Source organism: Anabaena sp. CCY 9402-a (genome assembly GCF_963920945.1).
Taxonomy (GTDB): domain Bacteria; phylum Cyanobacteriota; class Cyanobacteriia; order Cyanobacteriales; family Nostocaceae; genus Trichormus; species Trichormus minutissimus.
Window position 1 is genome coordinate 23891 of the sequence record NZ_CAWUDL010000025.1, and the last position, 16106, is coordinate 39996.

The 16106-nt window shown below is 41.3% G+C and carries 10 protein-coding genes; 3 read left to right on the forward strand and 7 right to left on the reverse strand.

The genetic code is table 11. From position 1 onward, the window contains the following. Window positions 1–23: 23 nt before the first annotated feature. Window positions 24–1220 (reverse strand): 2'-O-glycosyltransferase CruG, encoded by a 1197-nt coding sequence (gene cruG, locus ACM0OR_RS11425; protein ID WP_414576302.1) that lies wholly within the window; start codon window positions 1218–1220, stop codon window positions 24–26. Between the two features lie 158 nt (window positions 1221–1378). Beyond that, window positions 1379–2287, reverse strand: a complete 909-nt coding sequence (gene cruF, locus ACM0OR_RS11430) for a gamma-carotene 1'-hydroxylase CruF (RefSeq protein ID WP_190700702.1) — start codon at window positions 2285–2287, stop codon at window positions 1379–1381. Between the two features lie 405 nt (window positions 2288–2692). Between cruF and ACM0OR_RS11435 the strand changes: the two genes are divergently transcribed. Beyond that, entirely contained in the window at window positions 2693–3136 is a 444-nt protein-coding gene (locus tag ACM0OR_RS11435; protein WP_414576303.1) for a hypothetical protein, read from the forward strand. Window positions 3137–3200: 64 nt separating this feature from the next. Here the strand turns inward: ACM0OR_RS11435 and rpmA are convergent, their stop codons facing one another. Continuing rightward, a complete protein-coding gene (rpmA, locus tag ACM0OR_RS11440; protein ID WP_323267999.1) occupies window positions 3201–3479 on the reverse strand; it encodes a 50S ribosomal protein L27 in 279 nt (92 codons plus the stop codon). Between the two features lie 32 nt (window positions 3480–3511). Further along, on the reverse strand, window positions 3512–3907 hold the full coding sequence (gene rplU, locus ACM0OR_RS11445) for a 50S ribosomal protein L21 (protein WP_190700809.1): 396 nt from the start codon (window positions 3905–3907) through the stop codon (window positions 3512–3514). Between the two features lie 1126 nt (window positions 3908–5033). Between rplU and ACM0OR_RS11450 the strand changes: the two genes are divergently transcribed. After that, complete coding sequence (locus ACM0OR_RS11450) at window positions 5034–5213, forward strand: replication restart DNA helicase PriA (protein WP_237990313.1); 180 nt, start codon at window positions 5034–5036, stop codon at window positions 5211–5213. A gap of 18 nt (window positions 5214–5231) precedes the next feature. Here the strand turns inward: ACM0OR_RS11450 and ACM0OR_RS11455 are convergent, their stop codons facing one another. The 3 genes from ACM0OR_RS11455 to ACM0OR_RS11465 form a co-directional block, all read right to left on the reverse strand. Next, window positions 5232–10322, reverse strand: coding sequence for an eIF2A-related protein (locus ACM0OR_RS11455; RefSeq protein WP_414576304.1), 5091 nt, complete (start codon window positions 10320–10322; stop codon window positions 5232–5234). Beyond that, on the reverse strand, window positions 10292–11629 hold the full coding sequence (locus ACM0OR_RS11460; protein WP_190700715.1) for a P-loop NTPase fold protein: 1338 nt from the start codon (window positions 11627–11629) through the stop codon (window positions 10292–10294). The genes ACM0OR_RS11455 and ACM0OR_RS11460 overlap by 31 nt, the downstream gene beginning before the upstream one ends. Before the next feature lie 631 nt (window positions 11630–12260). After that, window positions 12261–12491 carry a hypothetical protein gene (locus ACM0OR_RS11465; protein ID WP_323268001.1) on the reverse strand — a complete coding sequence of 77 codons (231 nt, stop codon included), beginning with the start codon at window positions 12489–12491 and terminating at the stop codon, window positions 12261–12263. A 466-nt stretch (window positions 12492–12957) separates the two neighbouring features. Between ACM0OR_RS11465 and ACM0OR_RS11470 the strand changes: the two genes are divergently transcribed. Beyond that, entirely contained in the window at window positions 12958–15960 is a 3003-nt protein-coding gene (locus ACM0OR_RS11470; protein ID WP_414576305.1) for a UPF0182 family protein, read from the forward strand. The last annotated feature ends 146 nt before the right edge of the window (window positions 15961–16106 follow it).

The following is a 16106-nucleotide window of genomic DNA, read 5'->3' on the forward strand; positions in this document are numbered from 1 at the left end:
ACTCAGCACTCATTACTCAGCACTCACTCACCATATTTTCTGCCTCGCCACTCTTTCGGCTGACGCAACGCAGATAAGAAAATTCTTACTACTGCTAGAGGATCAGCAAAGGGAGAAAGCCAAAATAGCCAGCTACCTTGAGCATTTTTAAAATCATAGGAAGGTGCGATCGCTAGTAACATGGCAAAGCGAATCACCACCAAGAATAAATTCAATCCCAATAGGCACAGTAGAGGCAATGTCCCAGGTAGGGGAAGCAGTAACCCAAGTAAGAAGTAACCCAGTAAAATTACTAGGGGTAAACCCTGAACTGACGACAGTAACCATAAGTCCCCCCAAACTTGAGCAGTAGGTGAAGCATCTTTGAGGTCGAGACTGCGCCCCCATTCTTTCCACGTTTCTAATGCTCCCTCATACATCCTGACTTTTAATACCTTCGCACCATCTAAAAAACCTACCCTAAAGCCTTGATCGGCAATGTAGCGTGCTAAGGTCACATCATCACAAAAAGAACTGCTAGCACTGCTATAACCACCTACAGCAGCCAAAACAGACCGCCTACATAAAAAGCACTGTCCATTGGCCATGACTCTCTCTGGTTGCTCTGTAGTGATTCCGGCTGGGTCGAAGCGATAAAGCAAAGTCATTAAGAGTGCAGGTTGCAGCCAACATTCTCCGGGATACTTGAGGATAAACTGAGGTGAGAGGGAAACTAAGTCGTAACCCTGTGCTACTGCTGTTTTTACTAAGCCAGCTACTAAGCTAGGATGCGGTTCTGTATCTGCATCCATTCCTAAAAACCATTGACTATCTTCTGAGCTATATAAAAATCCATTATGCAATGCCCAAGGACGACCCACCCAATTAGCAGGTAAAGGATCATCATTAATGAGACGAAAGCGGGGGTCTTTCTGCTGTGCCGTTTTTACTAAGTCAGGAGTCCCATCTTGGGATTTACTATCTACGACAATAATTTCTCGAACTTCGTAACTCTGCTGACTCAAACCAGCTAACAAGGGACTAATTCGCAAAGCTTCATTCAGTGTAGGGACGACAACGCTAACACTACCCAAAATTTCCGGTGTTGGTTGTTGGGGTTGAATGGGGGGATTGCGTCTTGGCCCCTTAACTAGACGCGAAAGCAGTATCGCTGTTGCAGGTAGTTGAATAAGTAAGAACAATAGCGATAGGGAGCTTTCTATGATCAAAGCGTTGTCCACAGTAAAAATATTGTGCAATTGAAATCGTAACAATAACAAAGATTTATTTTCGCTTGAATTGGGTATTGGGTATCGGGCATCGGGCATTGGTAATGAGGAAAATTTCTTCCTATTCCCCATTCCCTATTCCCTATTCCCCAATCCCTAATTCAGTTTCTTTACTTCAACGCAACTTTAACGCTAGCTACGGAGATTTCATTTGTGACTGCTCCAACAGCAATTTGAGATGGGGAAACTGTCGCTTTCCACCATAAAACTACTGCTGGTGCTACACCTAAGACAAAACCCAATAATACGGGAATAGAGAAGCCAGCAGCCAAACTCATGACAGTGGCAAAACCAAAGTTGCTTAAATAGATAGCTAGGGGTAAATTTAACTGCGATCGCTCAAATTGAATGGGGTTATTTCTCCACAACAATGCCGCCACAATCATAAATACCGAACCTGTACCCATCCAACCAGCAAAGTTTTGATAGGGCATTCCAAAAAATGCGCCTGGTTGTTGCCAATACCAGAAGGGTAAGGCAGTTTGGCTCATCGCTGGGTCAAGTACAAAATCCCAAGAAGTTAGTAGCAACGCACCCAAAACGATCGCACCGGCATGGCGTAACAAACTAGGCTTTTTGTCAACGGCTAAACCGGCACGTCCCAACAGATAGGCAGCACAGCCCACATAAAACCATGACAAGGGAATAGTAAATGGCACTAACCCAGCAATTTTATACCCTAAGCCACTTAAATAACTGTAGTGACCGAAAGGGAAACCTGTACTAGTTCCTAGAAGTTCACTGGTTAAGGAAATCAATACCGCAGGCAGCATAAACCCTAAAGTACGACCTAAACCTAATGTCCGCAAGGCATATAAAAATACAGCTGCTGCACCTAAAATCATGTAGACTACTCCACCTCCAGCCATACTCCACTGCATGGCTGTTTGTCCCATCTCAGATAGATGAAACAGGACTTCGGCATTAGGTACAATCAGTAGTATCCCCACCAATCCAAACACCATTGACACAATATGACCAATCAGGCATACGCGCTCAACGATAACAAGCTGTTTCATGATCATTCCTTAAACAAGATGTGAGATTTAGCTACTCTGCTGCTACCAGTTTACAAATGTTTACGAAAATATTTAACTAATTTTGACCGTAATTCTCTGCAAAAATTTGTTGAACTTTTTGCCAGAGAACGAAAATTTATTGGTTGTATCTACAATAAATGGGATGATAAGCTTATAGTTTAAGCTATATAATGCCACAATATATCTAGATCAGTTCAGCTTTCTCTGGAGATGAGTTTGGCTATACCCAATAGATTAGGACTTGCACTGACACTAATGAATTGGCGGCTTTCATCATGACTACAAAAAATGCTGTGAATGTGAGCAAGCCATGATACAAATCACTAACTCTTCAGTGGTGCAAGAACTAATTTAGACTAAATAAATTGCAATCATCACCAGCCCATGTCAATCGTCACAAAAATTCCTTGGATAGCCCTAGGGCTATTACTTCTTAGCTATAGTACCTTGGGTTGGGCATTATCTGATATACAAGCTCCCTTGTTTGTTTGGCTTGTGGTTGTACTGAGTTTGCTGCTTTTGGTTGGTACTCTAACTGCGCCTTATTCAACCTTGGCAAAATACTCTAGTATTTTGCTGGGTTCAAATACTAAGACTTTCGTCGCTACTATATTGGGGGCATTTTTATTTTTTATGATGCTTGCCTGGTTTAGAGTATTTCTTGATACTTTGCTGATTATTTCTTCTGCCATCCTAGCGAGAATTGATTTTCAATCAGCCGGTTTTAAAGAAGGACAAGCTTTTATAGTTACATCTGTTTTTTCAATCGCAGGTGTTGGTTTGGGCGGAATAATACATACAGTAGTTGTACAGCAGTTATGGTGGTAGCTTTTCTGCTTCAAAATCTACAACCGTTAAAATTTAGCTTGGGCGACTATGCCCAAGCTAAATTTTAGCTAGCTACTACTTCTGCTGCAACTGCTGGATAAACGCTGACCTTTTTGCGGGATTTACCCTTTCTTTCAAAGGTAACTACACCATCAACTAAGGCGAATAGAGTGTCATCTTTGCCAATACCAACATTGTTACCAGGATGAAACTTAGTACCACGTTGACGCACGAGGATATTTCCCGCAATTACAACTTGTCCACCAAACCGCTTCACACCTAGACGTTGAGCATTAGAATCGCGTCCGTTGCGCGTACTACCCGTTCCTTTCTTATGAGCCATAAATTCCTTCTTTTATTGCTTATTTTTGACTATTATTCAGCAGCCACAACTTCAGCAGCAACTTCCGCCACAACTTCAGCAGTCATTTCTGCTGGAGCAGTGAAGACTGTACCGTTAATGGTAATGGAATCAATCATCAGTCTAGTAATTTCCTGGCGATGCCCCCGTTTTTTGCGGGTTTTCTTTTTGGGCTTCATTTTGTAAACCAGGACTTTGCGGCCTCTCAGATGGCGCATTACAGTACCTTCCACTGTTGCACCTGAGACTAACGGCTGTCCAATGCTGACTTCGCCGTCATGCTGCACTAGTAAGACTGCATCTATTGTAACTTTTTCATCTGGCTCGACAGCGAGCAGTTCAATATCGTAAAAACGACCTGGCTCAACTTTAATTTGTTTGCCGCCAGTTTCAATAATCGCGTAAGTCATTAAATCGTCCTTGAGGTTGCCGTACAGGTAGCTGACTGAAAATGATTGTGTCAGCATTTGCATGGTGTCTACCTGATCCGAGCAGGAATAAGACAGACAATCTAAAATTGTATTTTATTAAATAGTAATAAGTCAATTCATTAATAATAAATTTTTGGATGATGGTTATAAAAATTCAAAATAGAGAATTTATGGAAAAATTTAGTCAGAATTTACGAAATCCTCAAAATGCTTGATGTAGTTAGTAGGGACACAGAACAGCACCAACAAATCTGAGCCAAGATATCTCCTGACTCAGATTTTCTCTTTATTTGGGTGACTCTCAATTTGTTGCTGGCTGCGATCGCCTGATAATCCTCCTATTCCTTTACAGTGCTGAGTGGTTGGTGCTGTTAGCGGTAGCGCGGCGTTTAGCCGGTGGTGAGTGCTGAGTGCTGAGTGAAAAACTACGTTTTCCAAATATTCTGATGACGATATTCTACGAAAATCAACCTAGATTCCTTGAATTTTCTGGGAACTATGGTTAGGTCGTACTATTTCAAAAAATTAATCATTGTTGCTCAGGATACTGTGTTGTTAGGGATCACAGGTAATCAAGAGTGTTTTCTGAGTTGCCCTTATCGTCAGCTTAAAGCAGCAGTTTTTGTTTGAGATAGTCAACTACCCCATAATATGTTTGTTTTTTGCTCGCTCTGTCTAGTTTCACAGATCCAAGATGTCTAATTTGTAAGTTTTAGATTAAATGAAAGATTAACTAAACCTTAAGAAAGTAATTTTGTTACTAAAGCTACAGTAATTAGCTAATTTTGACATTTGAATACAAAGATAGCTTTTTAGTTTTTTGGAAATGACTGTTAATACCTTTATCTCAAGATATTACCCATCGGGATCAGTCAAATTCTAAGGAACGTTCTATAAAATATTAATTCTTATATCTCTAGTAGGATGGTCAAATCACCGGAAAGTTAAGATAATAACCAATAATTCCGCCCAATTTTCAAATTGACAACCTTGTTTAAGATAGACAGCTAAAATTTTAGTTGTTTAAAATTTTCTCTGTTAATAAAATTTTTTAGCTACAATAGCATTTTTTTCGCATTTACCATCATTACAACCGGGGTTCACAATGCAGATAGTACAAAAAATTTACTGCCCAAACTGTGGTAGTGGGGCTGAACGTCACTATATTTCTGATAGCCAATTAACTAGAACACAATGCCATAGTTGTGATTACTTGATGATATCTTGCACTAAGACCGGTAGAGTAATTGAAGCTTATGCTCCAGGCATTTATGCAAGAAAATAGTTGAGGGCGTAGGGGTGACTATTTATTGGGACATAAGGCGCGATCGCCTGCAGTTAATTTAGAGTTAGTCTGTAAATAATCCTGGAGAAAATCACAACCCCTCTCCAGGAGATTGGCTAATTTTAAATCAGCTAAGTTGCGAAAAATTACCCTACCATTACCGCTACCGGCTGCCAAAATTTCACCATCGGGGCTAAAACTGACGCTGGTTATCTTTTCCTTGTCGCCTTTTAAGGAAATGAGTAAAGTCCCTTCCCTATTCCACAGCTTGATTTGCTCTTCACTACTAGCGGCTAAAGTCTGACCGTCGGGGCTAAAAATGACACTAGTAAAATTATTGCCATCTCCAGATAGAGTTTTTAACAACTGACCATCCCATCGCCACAGTTTGATGGTGCTGTCAATACTTGCGGAAGCCACAATTTTACTATCAGGCGACCAAGCTACACCGTTAACTTGGCGGTTGTGGTCTTTGAGGGTGTGTAGAAGTTGACCATCCCGATTCCAGAGTTTCACAGTTAAATCATCACTGACGGAGGCCAGTAATTTACCATCGGGGCTAAAGCTAACCCAATTTACGGCATCCTTGTGACCTTTCAGGGTGCGGAGTAATTTACCGTCTCGACTCCATAACTTCACTGTTTGATCTTCACTCGCTGAAGCTATGATTTGATGATCTGGCGACCAGGCTACACCCCAAACTGTATCTGTATGACCTATGAGTGTATGGAGCAATTTACCGTCTCTACTCCATAATTTCACCATTTTATCTCTACTTGCTGAAGCTATAACTTGACCATCTCCAGACCAAGCTACACCCCAAACTATGTCTTTATGGTCTTTGAGAGTTTGCAAGAGTTTGCCATCATGAGTCAAGATTTTCACTGTATGGTCGCGACTAGCAGCAGCTACTGTTTGAGTATTGGGTTTAAAACTAATGCTAGTTACCCCAACATGATCATTATTAGTTTGGGGGTTAGGCTGCAATACATCGTCCCAACGCCAAAGTTTGACTGTTTTGTCTCGACTGGTAGAAACTAAGGTGTGACCGTCAGGACTGAAACTAACACTATTTACCCAATTGTTATGTCCTCTCAACGTCCCCAACAACAAACCTTCTAAAGTCCAAAGTTTTATGGTTTCGTCGGTACTTGCGGAAGCAATTGTCTGACTATCAGGGCGAAAACTGACACTGGTGACTCCCCCGGTATGTCCTGTAATGTTTTTCAAAAGTCGCCCTTGGAAATTCCAAAGTTTGATGTTCTGGTCTAAACCCGCACTAGCAATAATTTGACCATCGGGCGACCAAGCGACACTTAAAATTACATCCTCATGACCATTCCAGCTTTTGAGGATTTGTCCGTCACGCTTCCACAGCTTAATAGTTTTGTCAGCACTGACTGAAACTAGAGTTTGACCATCTGGCGACCACGCTACAGCTTGAACTACATCCCGATGTCCTGTAAGGGTTTGGAGTAATTCACCATCCCGACTCCAGAGTTTAATTGTCTTATCGGTACTGGCGGAGGCGATCGCCTGGCCATCCGGGCTAAAATTAATACTATTCACCCCTGCTGTATGTCCTGATAGGGTTGTCAGCAGTTCCCCTTTGTGATTCCACAGTTGAACTGTATTATCTTGACTAGCTGAGGCGAATGTTTGACTATCAGGACTGAAGCTAACATGATTAACTACTTGAGTATGCTGGGATGTCGTCGGAACTAGGCTACCATCAGCACGCCAGAGTTTGAGGGTGTTGTCAGCACTAGCTGAGACGATTAACGACCCATCAGGACTAAATGAAGCACTGTTAACACCAGAAGTATGTCCTTCTAAACGGTTATATTCCTTCACTCCTACAACTGCTTGATATAGTGCTGTTTGTACCTTTTCTCTGGTGTAAGGGTCTACCCAAACAGCCCGTTGTAATTTGCGCCCCGCTTTTATCCCTTCTTTTAAAGCATCAATACCCTTTTGGGATGCAAATAACGCCTCACTGGAAACACTCAAAGTTTTAATTTCGCTATCTACGGCGGTGATAATCGAAATACTTAACCCCAATATGGCAAATACAGAAGCCCCCAAAGCAATTGTGAGTGAACGATTTAATTTCGCTTCACTGAGTCTTTGCTGTTTTTGACTTTCTGCAAGTTGGGCGGTTAATTCTTTTTCTTTGAGTTCAGCGCGGAGTTGTTCTATTTCTAGTTGACTCAATTCTTCACGCTTACGTAAATCTCGCAATTCTGTGACTAAATCTAATCCTTGCTGGGGTTGAAAATCTGTAAGTTTGCCTTGCTGCTTTTTTTGCCGGAGTTCGCGTTTGAGTCGTTCAATTTCTGTTTGGCTTTGTTCGACTTTGTGACGCAGTTGGTTGAGTTGTGCTTGGAAGCTTGATTCTTGTTGTTGCAAGTAACGAATTAAATCTACTAAGTAATCGTGAATTAGTTGATAACGTTCTGGCATATCGGGAAACAAAACGACTAAACCAGAACTAACTAAAATATTTAAAACTAATTCTAATTGGGCAGAATCTTCTAATTCTGCCAGTTCTGCACCTAGTTCTGCACGAGTTTTAAAGGGTCTGTTGTTGCTTTCATCTGTTAATAAATATAAAACTAGTAAAGCTGCCCGTTCATTTTCCTCTCCACAATCTTTGATCAGGGCTTTGATATATCTTTCTATCAGTTTATTGGGGCGATATGGCTGATATTGTGCTAGAGTCGTGATGCCTTCATCTTGCAATTGTGCGCCAACTAATTGCAATTCAATGGGGCGAATTTCTCCCATTTCTGTTGATAAATCTTCAACCAAGGCATCAATTAATTCAGATTCTAAATTAGAATGGGAACGGGCGGTTAATTTTTGAATAATTGCTTTGGCGTATTCTGGAGACAAATTATTTAATTGATAGCGGATATGTTTATCCAGAATATTATTATTAATGGCTTCTAGATGAGAAAGATGTTTGAATTCTAATAACTGATGTAAATAATCTTCTCTTAAAGACAGAATGACTTTGACAAAAGATATATTTAAACAGTCACTCACAAATTGATCGAATTGTTGTTTTTGTTGGCGGTCAGTGCAGCCAAAGAAAAATTCTTCAAACTGATCAAAAATTAAAACTGTAATGAGATGATTATCAGCATTTTGATGTAATTGCTCTAAGATATAGCCAATAGTTATAGGTGTTTCCGTTACTTTTGGAATAGCTGCATCCCCTTGGAGGTGAGAAATTGCCACATTCAAAGATTTACCCAATTCTCGTACCCAATCGGTGTAAACTTGCAGCACTACAGGCACAGCAATTTGATCACCAATAGCGCGATTTTGCAACGCTGGAACTAACCCGGCGGTGACGGTGGAACTCTTACCCACCCCAGAGGGGCCATGAATCACGATCAGTTTTTGGTCAGCGCGGCTAATTCTGCCAATTAAGTTATTAATATCTCGTTCCCGACCGGAAGCTGCTATTTCTAAAGCGATGCTACTACTTCCTGAATGTGACATTAAAGCTGGGTTGGTAGCTTGTCGCTGGGGTTGCAAACGACCTGCACCGATAAAAGCCCGAAAGCCGTATTGTTGTTCTACAGAACGGCGTTTTTGGCGGATGCAATAGGCTTCTAAATAACGCCCGGCTTCAAAGTAGAGCGATCGCAATTGCCGCAGCATTCTAATATAACGATGGGCATCATATTGATGCGTGCTATTTTCTAAAGCTATGGATAATGCTTGAGCAGCTTTATCTAAATATGCTTGCGCCACTACTTTTTCACCCAATTTTTGCTGGGCTTTGGCTAAGACTAGGTAATAAATCTGCGTTAATAGCAGAGGAAATAGACAATCATGGGGTTGAGTGTCGTTTTGTTGTGACTCATCTAACTTGAGTAGGGAAACATGGGCTAAAATACTCGCTTGTAACCAACGCGATGCTTGGACGGCGACTTGTGCTAAAAAACCATAGTCACAAGCTAGCTGAATTTGACTACCGTAAGTTTGATGTAACTCTAGAGCATTTTCGGCGACTATCTGTAATTCGTCCCACTCTTCTAGATGTTCCAAGACTTCCGCCAATTGACCGATAAATTCCGCCGCGATATCGGGTCTTTGCGCCACTTGTAAAATCTGCAAGCTTTGTTCTAAGCAAGATTTGGCTGCTTCCCAATGGGAACGGTTTTCTAACTTGTTCTGCTCGGCTAAACGACAATGACACAACCCAATATAAAATAGCAACACTCCCTGTCTAAGTAAGGGGGGAGATGGGGGATTGGGGGGAGATGGAGAAGAAAATACACCCTCATCAGCTTTATTTCCTGTATCTTCACTAGCTACTAGTTGTTGCCAAACCAGTAGACTTTGGCGAAAATGATTTAAGGCGTAGTGGATGCGATTACTCACATAATCATCCAGACCAAAAACAAACCTTAAACTAGCGTGTAATTCTGGCTCTAGGGTAATCCCACGCTCATGTAGTTCATTTATAGCCCAGTGGAGTTCATCACTATGTTCCCAAACTTGTTCTAGGGTGGAATAATTTTCTGTAACTTGTGCTGCTCTGCGTTGTCCTGGCTCGTTGGTTAATACCTTGGCGAACAAAGAGTCAGTTTCTTGTTGCAAAAACTGCTGCAACTCTGGAGTAGTCATTTCAAACCGAATCGGTGTCGCCGCCCAACTGGCAAAATCGGGAGCTAAACGCACCAATTTCTGCAAAACCTGCTCATTTACCCAAAAAACCATAGGAAAGTCATGACGTTTGGGTAATTCATCACGAATATGATTAATTGACCTGAGTAGATCGTCAATTTCATCTACAGTTTCTAAACCTAAAACCATCAATGCTGATGGCGGTTGACTCTCAGCCACAAGCTGAAAATGTAGGGCTGTGTAAAGACTTCTCGTGTTGTGGGGTAAAACAACTTTTTGGATGCGGGCTACCCCAACCGCTAATTTATCTAGTGATTCCAGAACACGCTCTTGTAATACTCGATAATTGCAGCAGACTACAACTACAGAAAAATGACCGCAAGAAAGCGTGATTGCTCGCCATAAACTCTGTAAAGCCCGTTCATTGGCTGCTTTTATATCTGCTGGTAATTGTCCTTCAACCATGACTTAAATTTTTGTGTCTCGGCTAAAACTGGGTTGACAGCAAACCAAGCCCCTTGGTGGTCGCGGTATTCAAATACAAATAAACTACGTAATAAAGTGTGGTATTCTATATCACCTCTAACCCGTTGTTGCTGCACCACTTGGAAGATTAACTCCCACTCGTGGCTGTCAATCGGGTTAACGCGGTAATCCCGTTGTCTTTGAATCACCAATTCGACACATTCCCGGCCAAAGGGTGGATCTTGTTCTCGCAGACAGTCAAACAGCAACCCCAACAAGTCGCGCACATGACCACCACTGATCAGGCACAATCGATCTAGTGTTTCTAAGTTATCAAACACTTCTGTAATTAAGCTTAAGCGATCGCTCGGCTCAATGTCAGGGAAGGCTCTAGCTAAGACCATTTGGCGGATCAAGTTTAGCCCTTGGTTAAAAATCTCCCCAGAACGCAGCCGCACCGGAATCATCGGTAAAACCTTCGGTGCTACCCCACCGCCTAAACGGTGTTGCAGTTCCGCACTATCATTGGAAAAAGTTAAAGCCAAGGGAATGGTGTAAACTACATGACAATTAAGTTTACGTAACTGTTCACCCCTGTCAATAAATAAGTATTCTGGCAGCGATCGCCCCGATGGTAAAGGGCGAATTGCTACCCTATCTAAGTTATCGACAATTACTACTAAGCCTTTTTTCCCTTTGGCTTTGAGTTCTTTGTCAGCCCGTTCTAATAGTTCTTGATTAATGGACTGCAAAATATTTTGAGTGCGCGGTTCGAGATAGTCACGCAAGCGGCGACGCAGTTGGGGGCTTTCTTTGGTTTTAGCGGTAATTTTGGCAATCCCTACAGATAACTCCGCTTCTACTCCCAAGTCGATGGGGGTTTGCAAAAAATCCACCACCTCACTAAACAACTTAGTGAAATAGTTGGGTTTGATGCGGATTTTCATCGCTTCGAGACTTTCGCTCACCTGACCCGCGATCGCGAGTAGAATATCAGTCACATCCACATCTGCCATTTCTAAGACGTGGGTTGACTCAAAATACACTACATGAAATTGCTGTTCTTCTAACTCAGCCTTGAGACGCAATAACTCTGTAGATTTCCCACAGCCCAAATGTCCTGTAAATAATTGACAGGTGGGTGCATTCGGTGATATGCGGCTAATAGTGCGCTGCAAGGCCTCAATGATTTTTCCACCCCGCACCGATGCAAAATCAATATAGTACCTGCGATCGTTTTTATTGCCGATCATTAGTGGTCTACTCGGATTGCAAGCCTGATAAAATTTTTCTAAGTCTAGGGGCATAGGTATAGAGGTTACAGGTGAGTATTTTGTAATTAGCACTCATTGCTAAATAGTCAGCACGTTGCTCACGCCACGCTAACAGGAATCTTATAGAGAAGCAATTAATACCATCTCTACTTGGTTCTCTAGCATCTAGCCAATATAAAACCTACTAATTAAATACGTTACTTTTTAGCAATTTATGCTTTAAATTAGGAATTATTATCCAAATTATGCAATAATTCAGCAAAATTCAGGTTATTTTGCTGCTTCGTTGTACTTTTGTATACAACAGAAAAAATTAAAACTAAATTTAATAAGTACAAATACAATTAAACTTACAGATCGCAAAAATATCGGATCTGATCAAATACCCTGTTATCAATATTAAGAATATTTCACAGTTCAAAAGGTACTATGAAGTACATTTTGAATGTATTTTTTGTATATAAAAAATACATTCAAATATTCTATTGAATATTTTTTGTAACCAAATTATTCCTCTACAACTAAAAAAAATCTTTGTATATTAAAATATACTTGGGTTCATTGAAACAAAAACTTAATCTTTAGCCGTATCAATATTTACAAACAAGCAACAGCAAGCAATCTGCCGTTTGCTCTTAGCTGCAACAATTTCTAGATGGAGAATTTATATTTTGCAGTCACGTCTCCGCAAGCAATCCTCTGTTTGATCTCGTCCATCTGCTATTTGCCATGACCTCACCTGTGATTGATTATTTGCTTTTTGATCAACCACAACATTTATAGGGAACGATTGATTTGTGAAACTAGATGCTTCACTATGACTGATAAGATTGACATCGGCATTAGATAAATAGATAGGTAATGCCACCATGCCAATATAAATCCTCCTATTCATACCAACCTCAGTAAGAAATTTCCGATTGCGTTACTTTGTAGATGCCACCTGATAAACCGGAATTAAAACCCTGAGCATTATATATTTGTGCTTATATTGTGTCGATTTACTCAATGCTACAGGTCGCAGAGACGCAATTGATCAATTACCTGTTCCGGGGTTGTTGAGCTTGGGTATTAACTACAATGTAGATACCAGTCACCAACGACAGTAAAATTGGTTAACAGGATTGATACCAAAAACCAAATGTTGAGACTGTCTTGAATGAACTTTTTTGTTTCGAGTCAAAAATCAACAGTCAATCAATTCCCATTCCTATTTTCTCATACTCAATTGGGTTTAAAAATAGGAAATAATAGGGACTGTTGACTGGGGATTGGGAACTAGGGGATAGAATATAAGTTTTTGACTTAGCAAGCTGCTCACGCCCTGTTACCGCTAACACAACTCAGCAATTACTAAAATTATGTTTAAGAACTGGTTCTTTAGAATATTAATAGTATTCCTGGGGCTGTGGATGTTCGTGGTTATCAGTTCGCGCTTGGGAGCAGAAATTTTTTGGTTTCAGGAAGTCGGTTATTTGCGAGCATTTTTAGTCAGGCTGGTGACTCGTGGTGGTTTATGGGTGGTCATAACTGCGGTGACGGCTGCTTATATATTGGGAAATCTGGTTTTGGCGCAACGGCTGAAGTATCCCCACTCTGTTGAGAGTGAAGAAGTTCAGCTAGAGGCGGTGAGTCTGAGTAGCGAATTAAAAAAACTGCTGAGTCCTCAATATGCTCAACGTCGTCAGCCTCGCAAACCCGATGAGAAACTTTTAAAACCGTTAAAATTACGCTGGCTACTACCCCTAGCTATAATATTGAGCTTATTAGTGGGGTTAATGCTGGCTCACTACGGTCAAATTGCTATTGGGTATTTTTCTGCTACTAACAAAACTCACCTCATCGTTCCCTTTCGACTAGAAACACTTTGGCAGTTAGGCGTACAGAGTTTTAGTCAAGTTTTATATTTAGGTTTGGCTATTGGTGCAGCGATCGCTATTTTAATTTATTCCCAGTTTTTACTCAATGCGATCGCTGTAATTCTCAGCGTCTTATTGGGCATGATCATGTACCATAACTGGGCTAAGGTGCTGCAATATTTCCACCCTACATCTTTTAATAGCACTGAACCTTTATTTGGTCTGGATATCAGCTTTTATGTCTTTTCTCTCCCCCTGTGGGAACTGCTAGAAATCTGGCTGATGGGGATGTTTTTGTATGGTTTTGTGGCTGTTACCCTTACCTATCTTTTATCAGGTGACAGCCTCAGCCAAGGTATATTCCCCGGTTTTTCATCCCAGCAACAGCGTCATTTATATGGGATGGGTAGTTTATTGATGTTGTTGGTAGCTTTCAGTTATTGGCTGAGTCGCTATGAACTAGTTTATTCTCCCCGTGGGGTGAGTTATGGGGCTAGCTATACCGATGTTCATGTCCAGTTGCCAGTTTACAACGGTTTGTGTGGGTTGGCGTTGGCGATCGCTACTTACTTACTTTGGCGAACTATCTTTTGGCGGCCAGCATCTCGGTATCGTCAATTTGTCTTTTATGGTTTAGGTTTATATTTATTTTCCGTGGTCGTAGCAGGTAATATCTTGCCCACGGTGGTACAGTATTTGATTGTTCAACCCAACGAATTACAACGGGAAGAACCATACATTCAGCGTACTATTGCTTTGACTAGGCAAGCATTTGATTTAGACTCAATCAACGCCAAAGATTTTAATCCCCAAGGCAAACTGACAGAAGCCGATATTAGAAACAATGACCTGACAATTCGCAATATTCGTCTGTGGGATCAGCGACCACTGTTAGAAACCAACCGCCAATTACAACAATTTCGACCCTACTATCGCTTTCCTGATGCAGATATTGATCGCTACACCATAGAAACTGAAGTTCAAGCACGGCGACCAGCAGCACCCCGATCCTTACCAATACCAGACTCGGAAATAGATGAGGCTACAGAACGGCGACAGGTACTAATTGCCGCACGGGAATTAGACTATAGTGCAGTCCCCCAGCAGGCACAAACATGGGTAAACCGACATTTAATTTATACCCACGGTTACGGCTTTACGATGAGTCCTGTAAATACAGTCGGGCCTGGAGGATTACCAGAATATTTTGTCAAAGATATTGCTGGCGGTGATGAAAGTCCATTAAATACCGCCAATCAAGCCATTCGTGACAGCATTCCCATTGGGCAACCCCGAATTTATTACGGTGAGATTACTAATAATTATGTAATGACAGACACAAGAGTTAGAGAATTGGACTATCCCAGTGGTAGTGACAATGCTTATAACACCTATGATGGTTTGGGTGGTGTGCGGATTGGTGCAACCTGGCGACGGTTGTTATTTGCCGCATATTTGAAAGATTGGCAAATGTTGTTTACACGAGACTTTTTACCGGATACTAAAGTATTGTTCCGGCGGAATGTCAAGCAAAGAATTCGCGCGATCGCACCTTTTTTAAAATTTGACAGTGACCCCTATTTAGTCAGTGCTGAAGCTAATCCAGAGTTTCCTGGCATTGAAAATTATCTTTACTGGATTGTGGATGCTTATACTACTAGCGATCGCTATCCCTACTCCGATCCCAATAACGAAGGCATTAATTACATTCGTAACTCAGTCAAGATCGTCATTGACGCTTACAACGGCACAGTGAAATTTTATATTGCTGACCCAAGAGATCCTATCATTGCCACTTGGTCGGCTATATTTCCTCATATGTTCCAACCCTTCAGTGATATGCCGGTCATGCTCCGCAAACATATCCGCTATCCGGTAGACTTCTTCTCAATTCAATCTGAACGGTTGTTGACCTACCACATGACAGATCCCGTAGTATTTTACAACCGGGAAGACCTGTGGCAGATACCCAAGGAAATTTATGGCAGTGAGTCCCGTCTGGTAGACCCTTATTATTTGATTACCAGCCTACCCGGTGTCCCCTTTGAAGAATTTATTTTGCTCTTACCCTACACACCGAAGCAAAGGACTAACTTAATTGCTTGGTTAGCAGCGCGATCGGATGGGGAAAACTACGGTAAGTTGCTGTTATATAATTTCCCCAAAGAACGCCTAGTATATGGGCCAGAACAAATTGAAGCCCGCATTAATCAAGACCCAGTAATTTCTCAACAAATTTCTCTATGGAATCGTCAAGGTTCTAGAGCTATTCAAGGGAATTTATTGATTATTCCCATTGAGGAATCTTTGCTATATGTTGAGCCAATTTATCTAGAAGCAACTCAAAATAGCCTACCGACTTTAGTGCGGGTAGTCGTAGCTTACGAAAACCGAATTGTCATGACGCAAACCCTAGAACAAGCATTGCAGGCAATTTTCCAACCAGAGGTAACACCAGCACCAGCTATTATTCGTCCTGTGGAAGAACCTACACCAGAAAGTTAGGAATTGGGAATGGGATTTTTTTAATTCTGCTTCCCCCTCGTTCCTGTGCAGTCAACAGTCAACAATCACTTCTTTTCTATTGCAATTTATTTAAGAAACTTAATTTAAATTTATGGGAAAACATCAAAAATTAATGTAAAACCGAA

Excerpts from the sequence above, each read along its gene's own strand:
- ACM0OR_RS11455 (WP_414576304.1), bottom strand. The coding sequence starts at position 10,322 with ATGGTTGAAGGACAATTACCAGCAGATATAAAAGCAGCCAATGAACGG.
- cruF (WP_190700702.1), bottom strand. The coding sequence starts at position 2,287 with ATGAAACAGCTTGTTATCGTTGAGCGCGTATGCCTGATTGGTCATATT.
- rplU (WP_190700809.1), bottom strand. The coding sequence starts at position 3,907 with ATGACTTACGCGATTATTGAAACTGGCGGCAAACAAATTAAAGTTGAG.
- ACM0OR_RS11470 (WP_414576305.1), top strand. The coding sequence starts at position 12,958 with ATGTTTAAGAACTGGTTCTTTAGAATATTAATAGTATTCCTGGGGCTG.
- ACM0OR_RS11450 (WP_237990313.1), top strand. The coding sequence starts at position 5,034 with ATGCAGATAGTACAAAAAATTTACTGCCCAAACTGTGGTAGTGGGGCT.
- ACM0OR_RS11435 (WP_414576303.1), top strand. The coding sequence starts at position 2,693 with ATGTCAATCGTCACAAAAATTCCTTGGATAGCCCTAGGGCTATTACTT.
- ACM0OR_RS11460 (WP_190700715.1), bottom strand. The coding sequence starts at position 11,629 with ATGCCCCTAGACTTAGAAAAATTTTATCAGGCTTGCAATCCGAGTAGA.
- rpmA (WP_323267999.1), bottom strand. The coding sequence starts at position 3,479 with ATGGCTCATAAGAAAGGAACGGGTAGTACGCGCAACGGACGCGATTCT.
- ACM0OR_RS11465 (WP_323268001.1), bottom strand. The coding sequence starts at position 12,491 with ATGAATAGGAGGATTTATATTGGCATGGTGGCATTACCTATCTATTTA.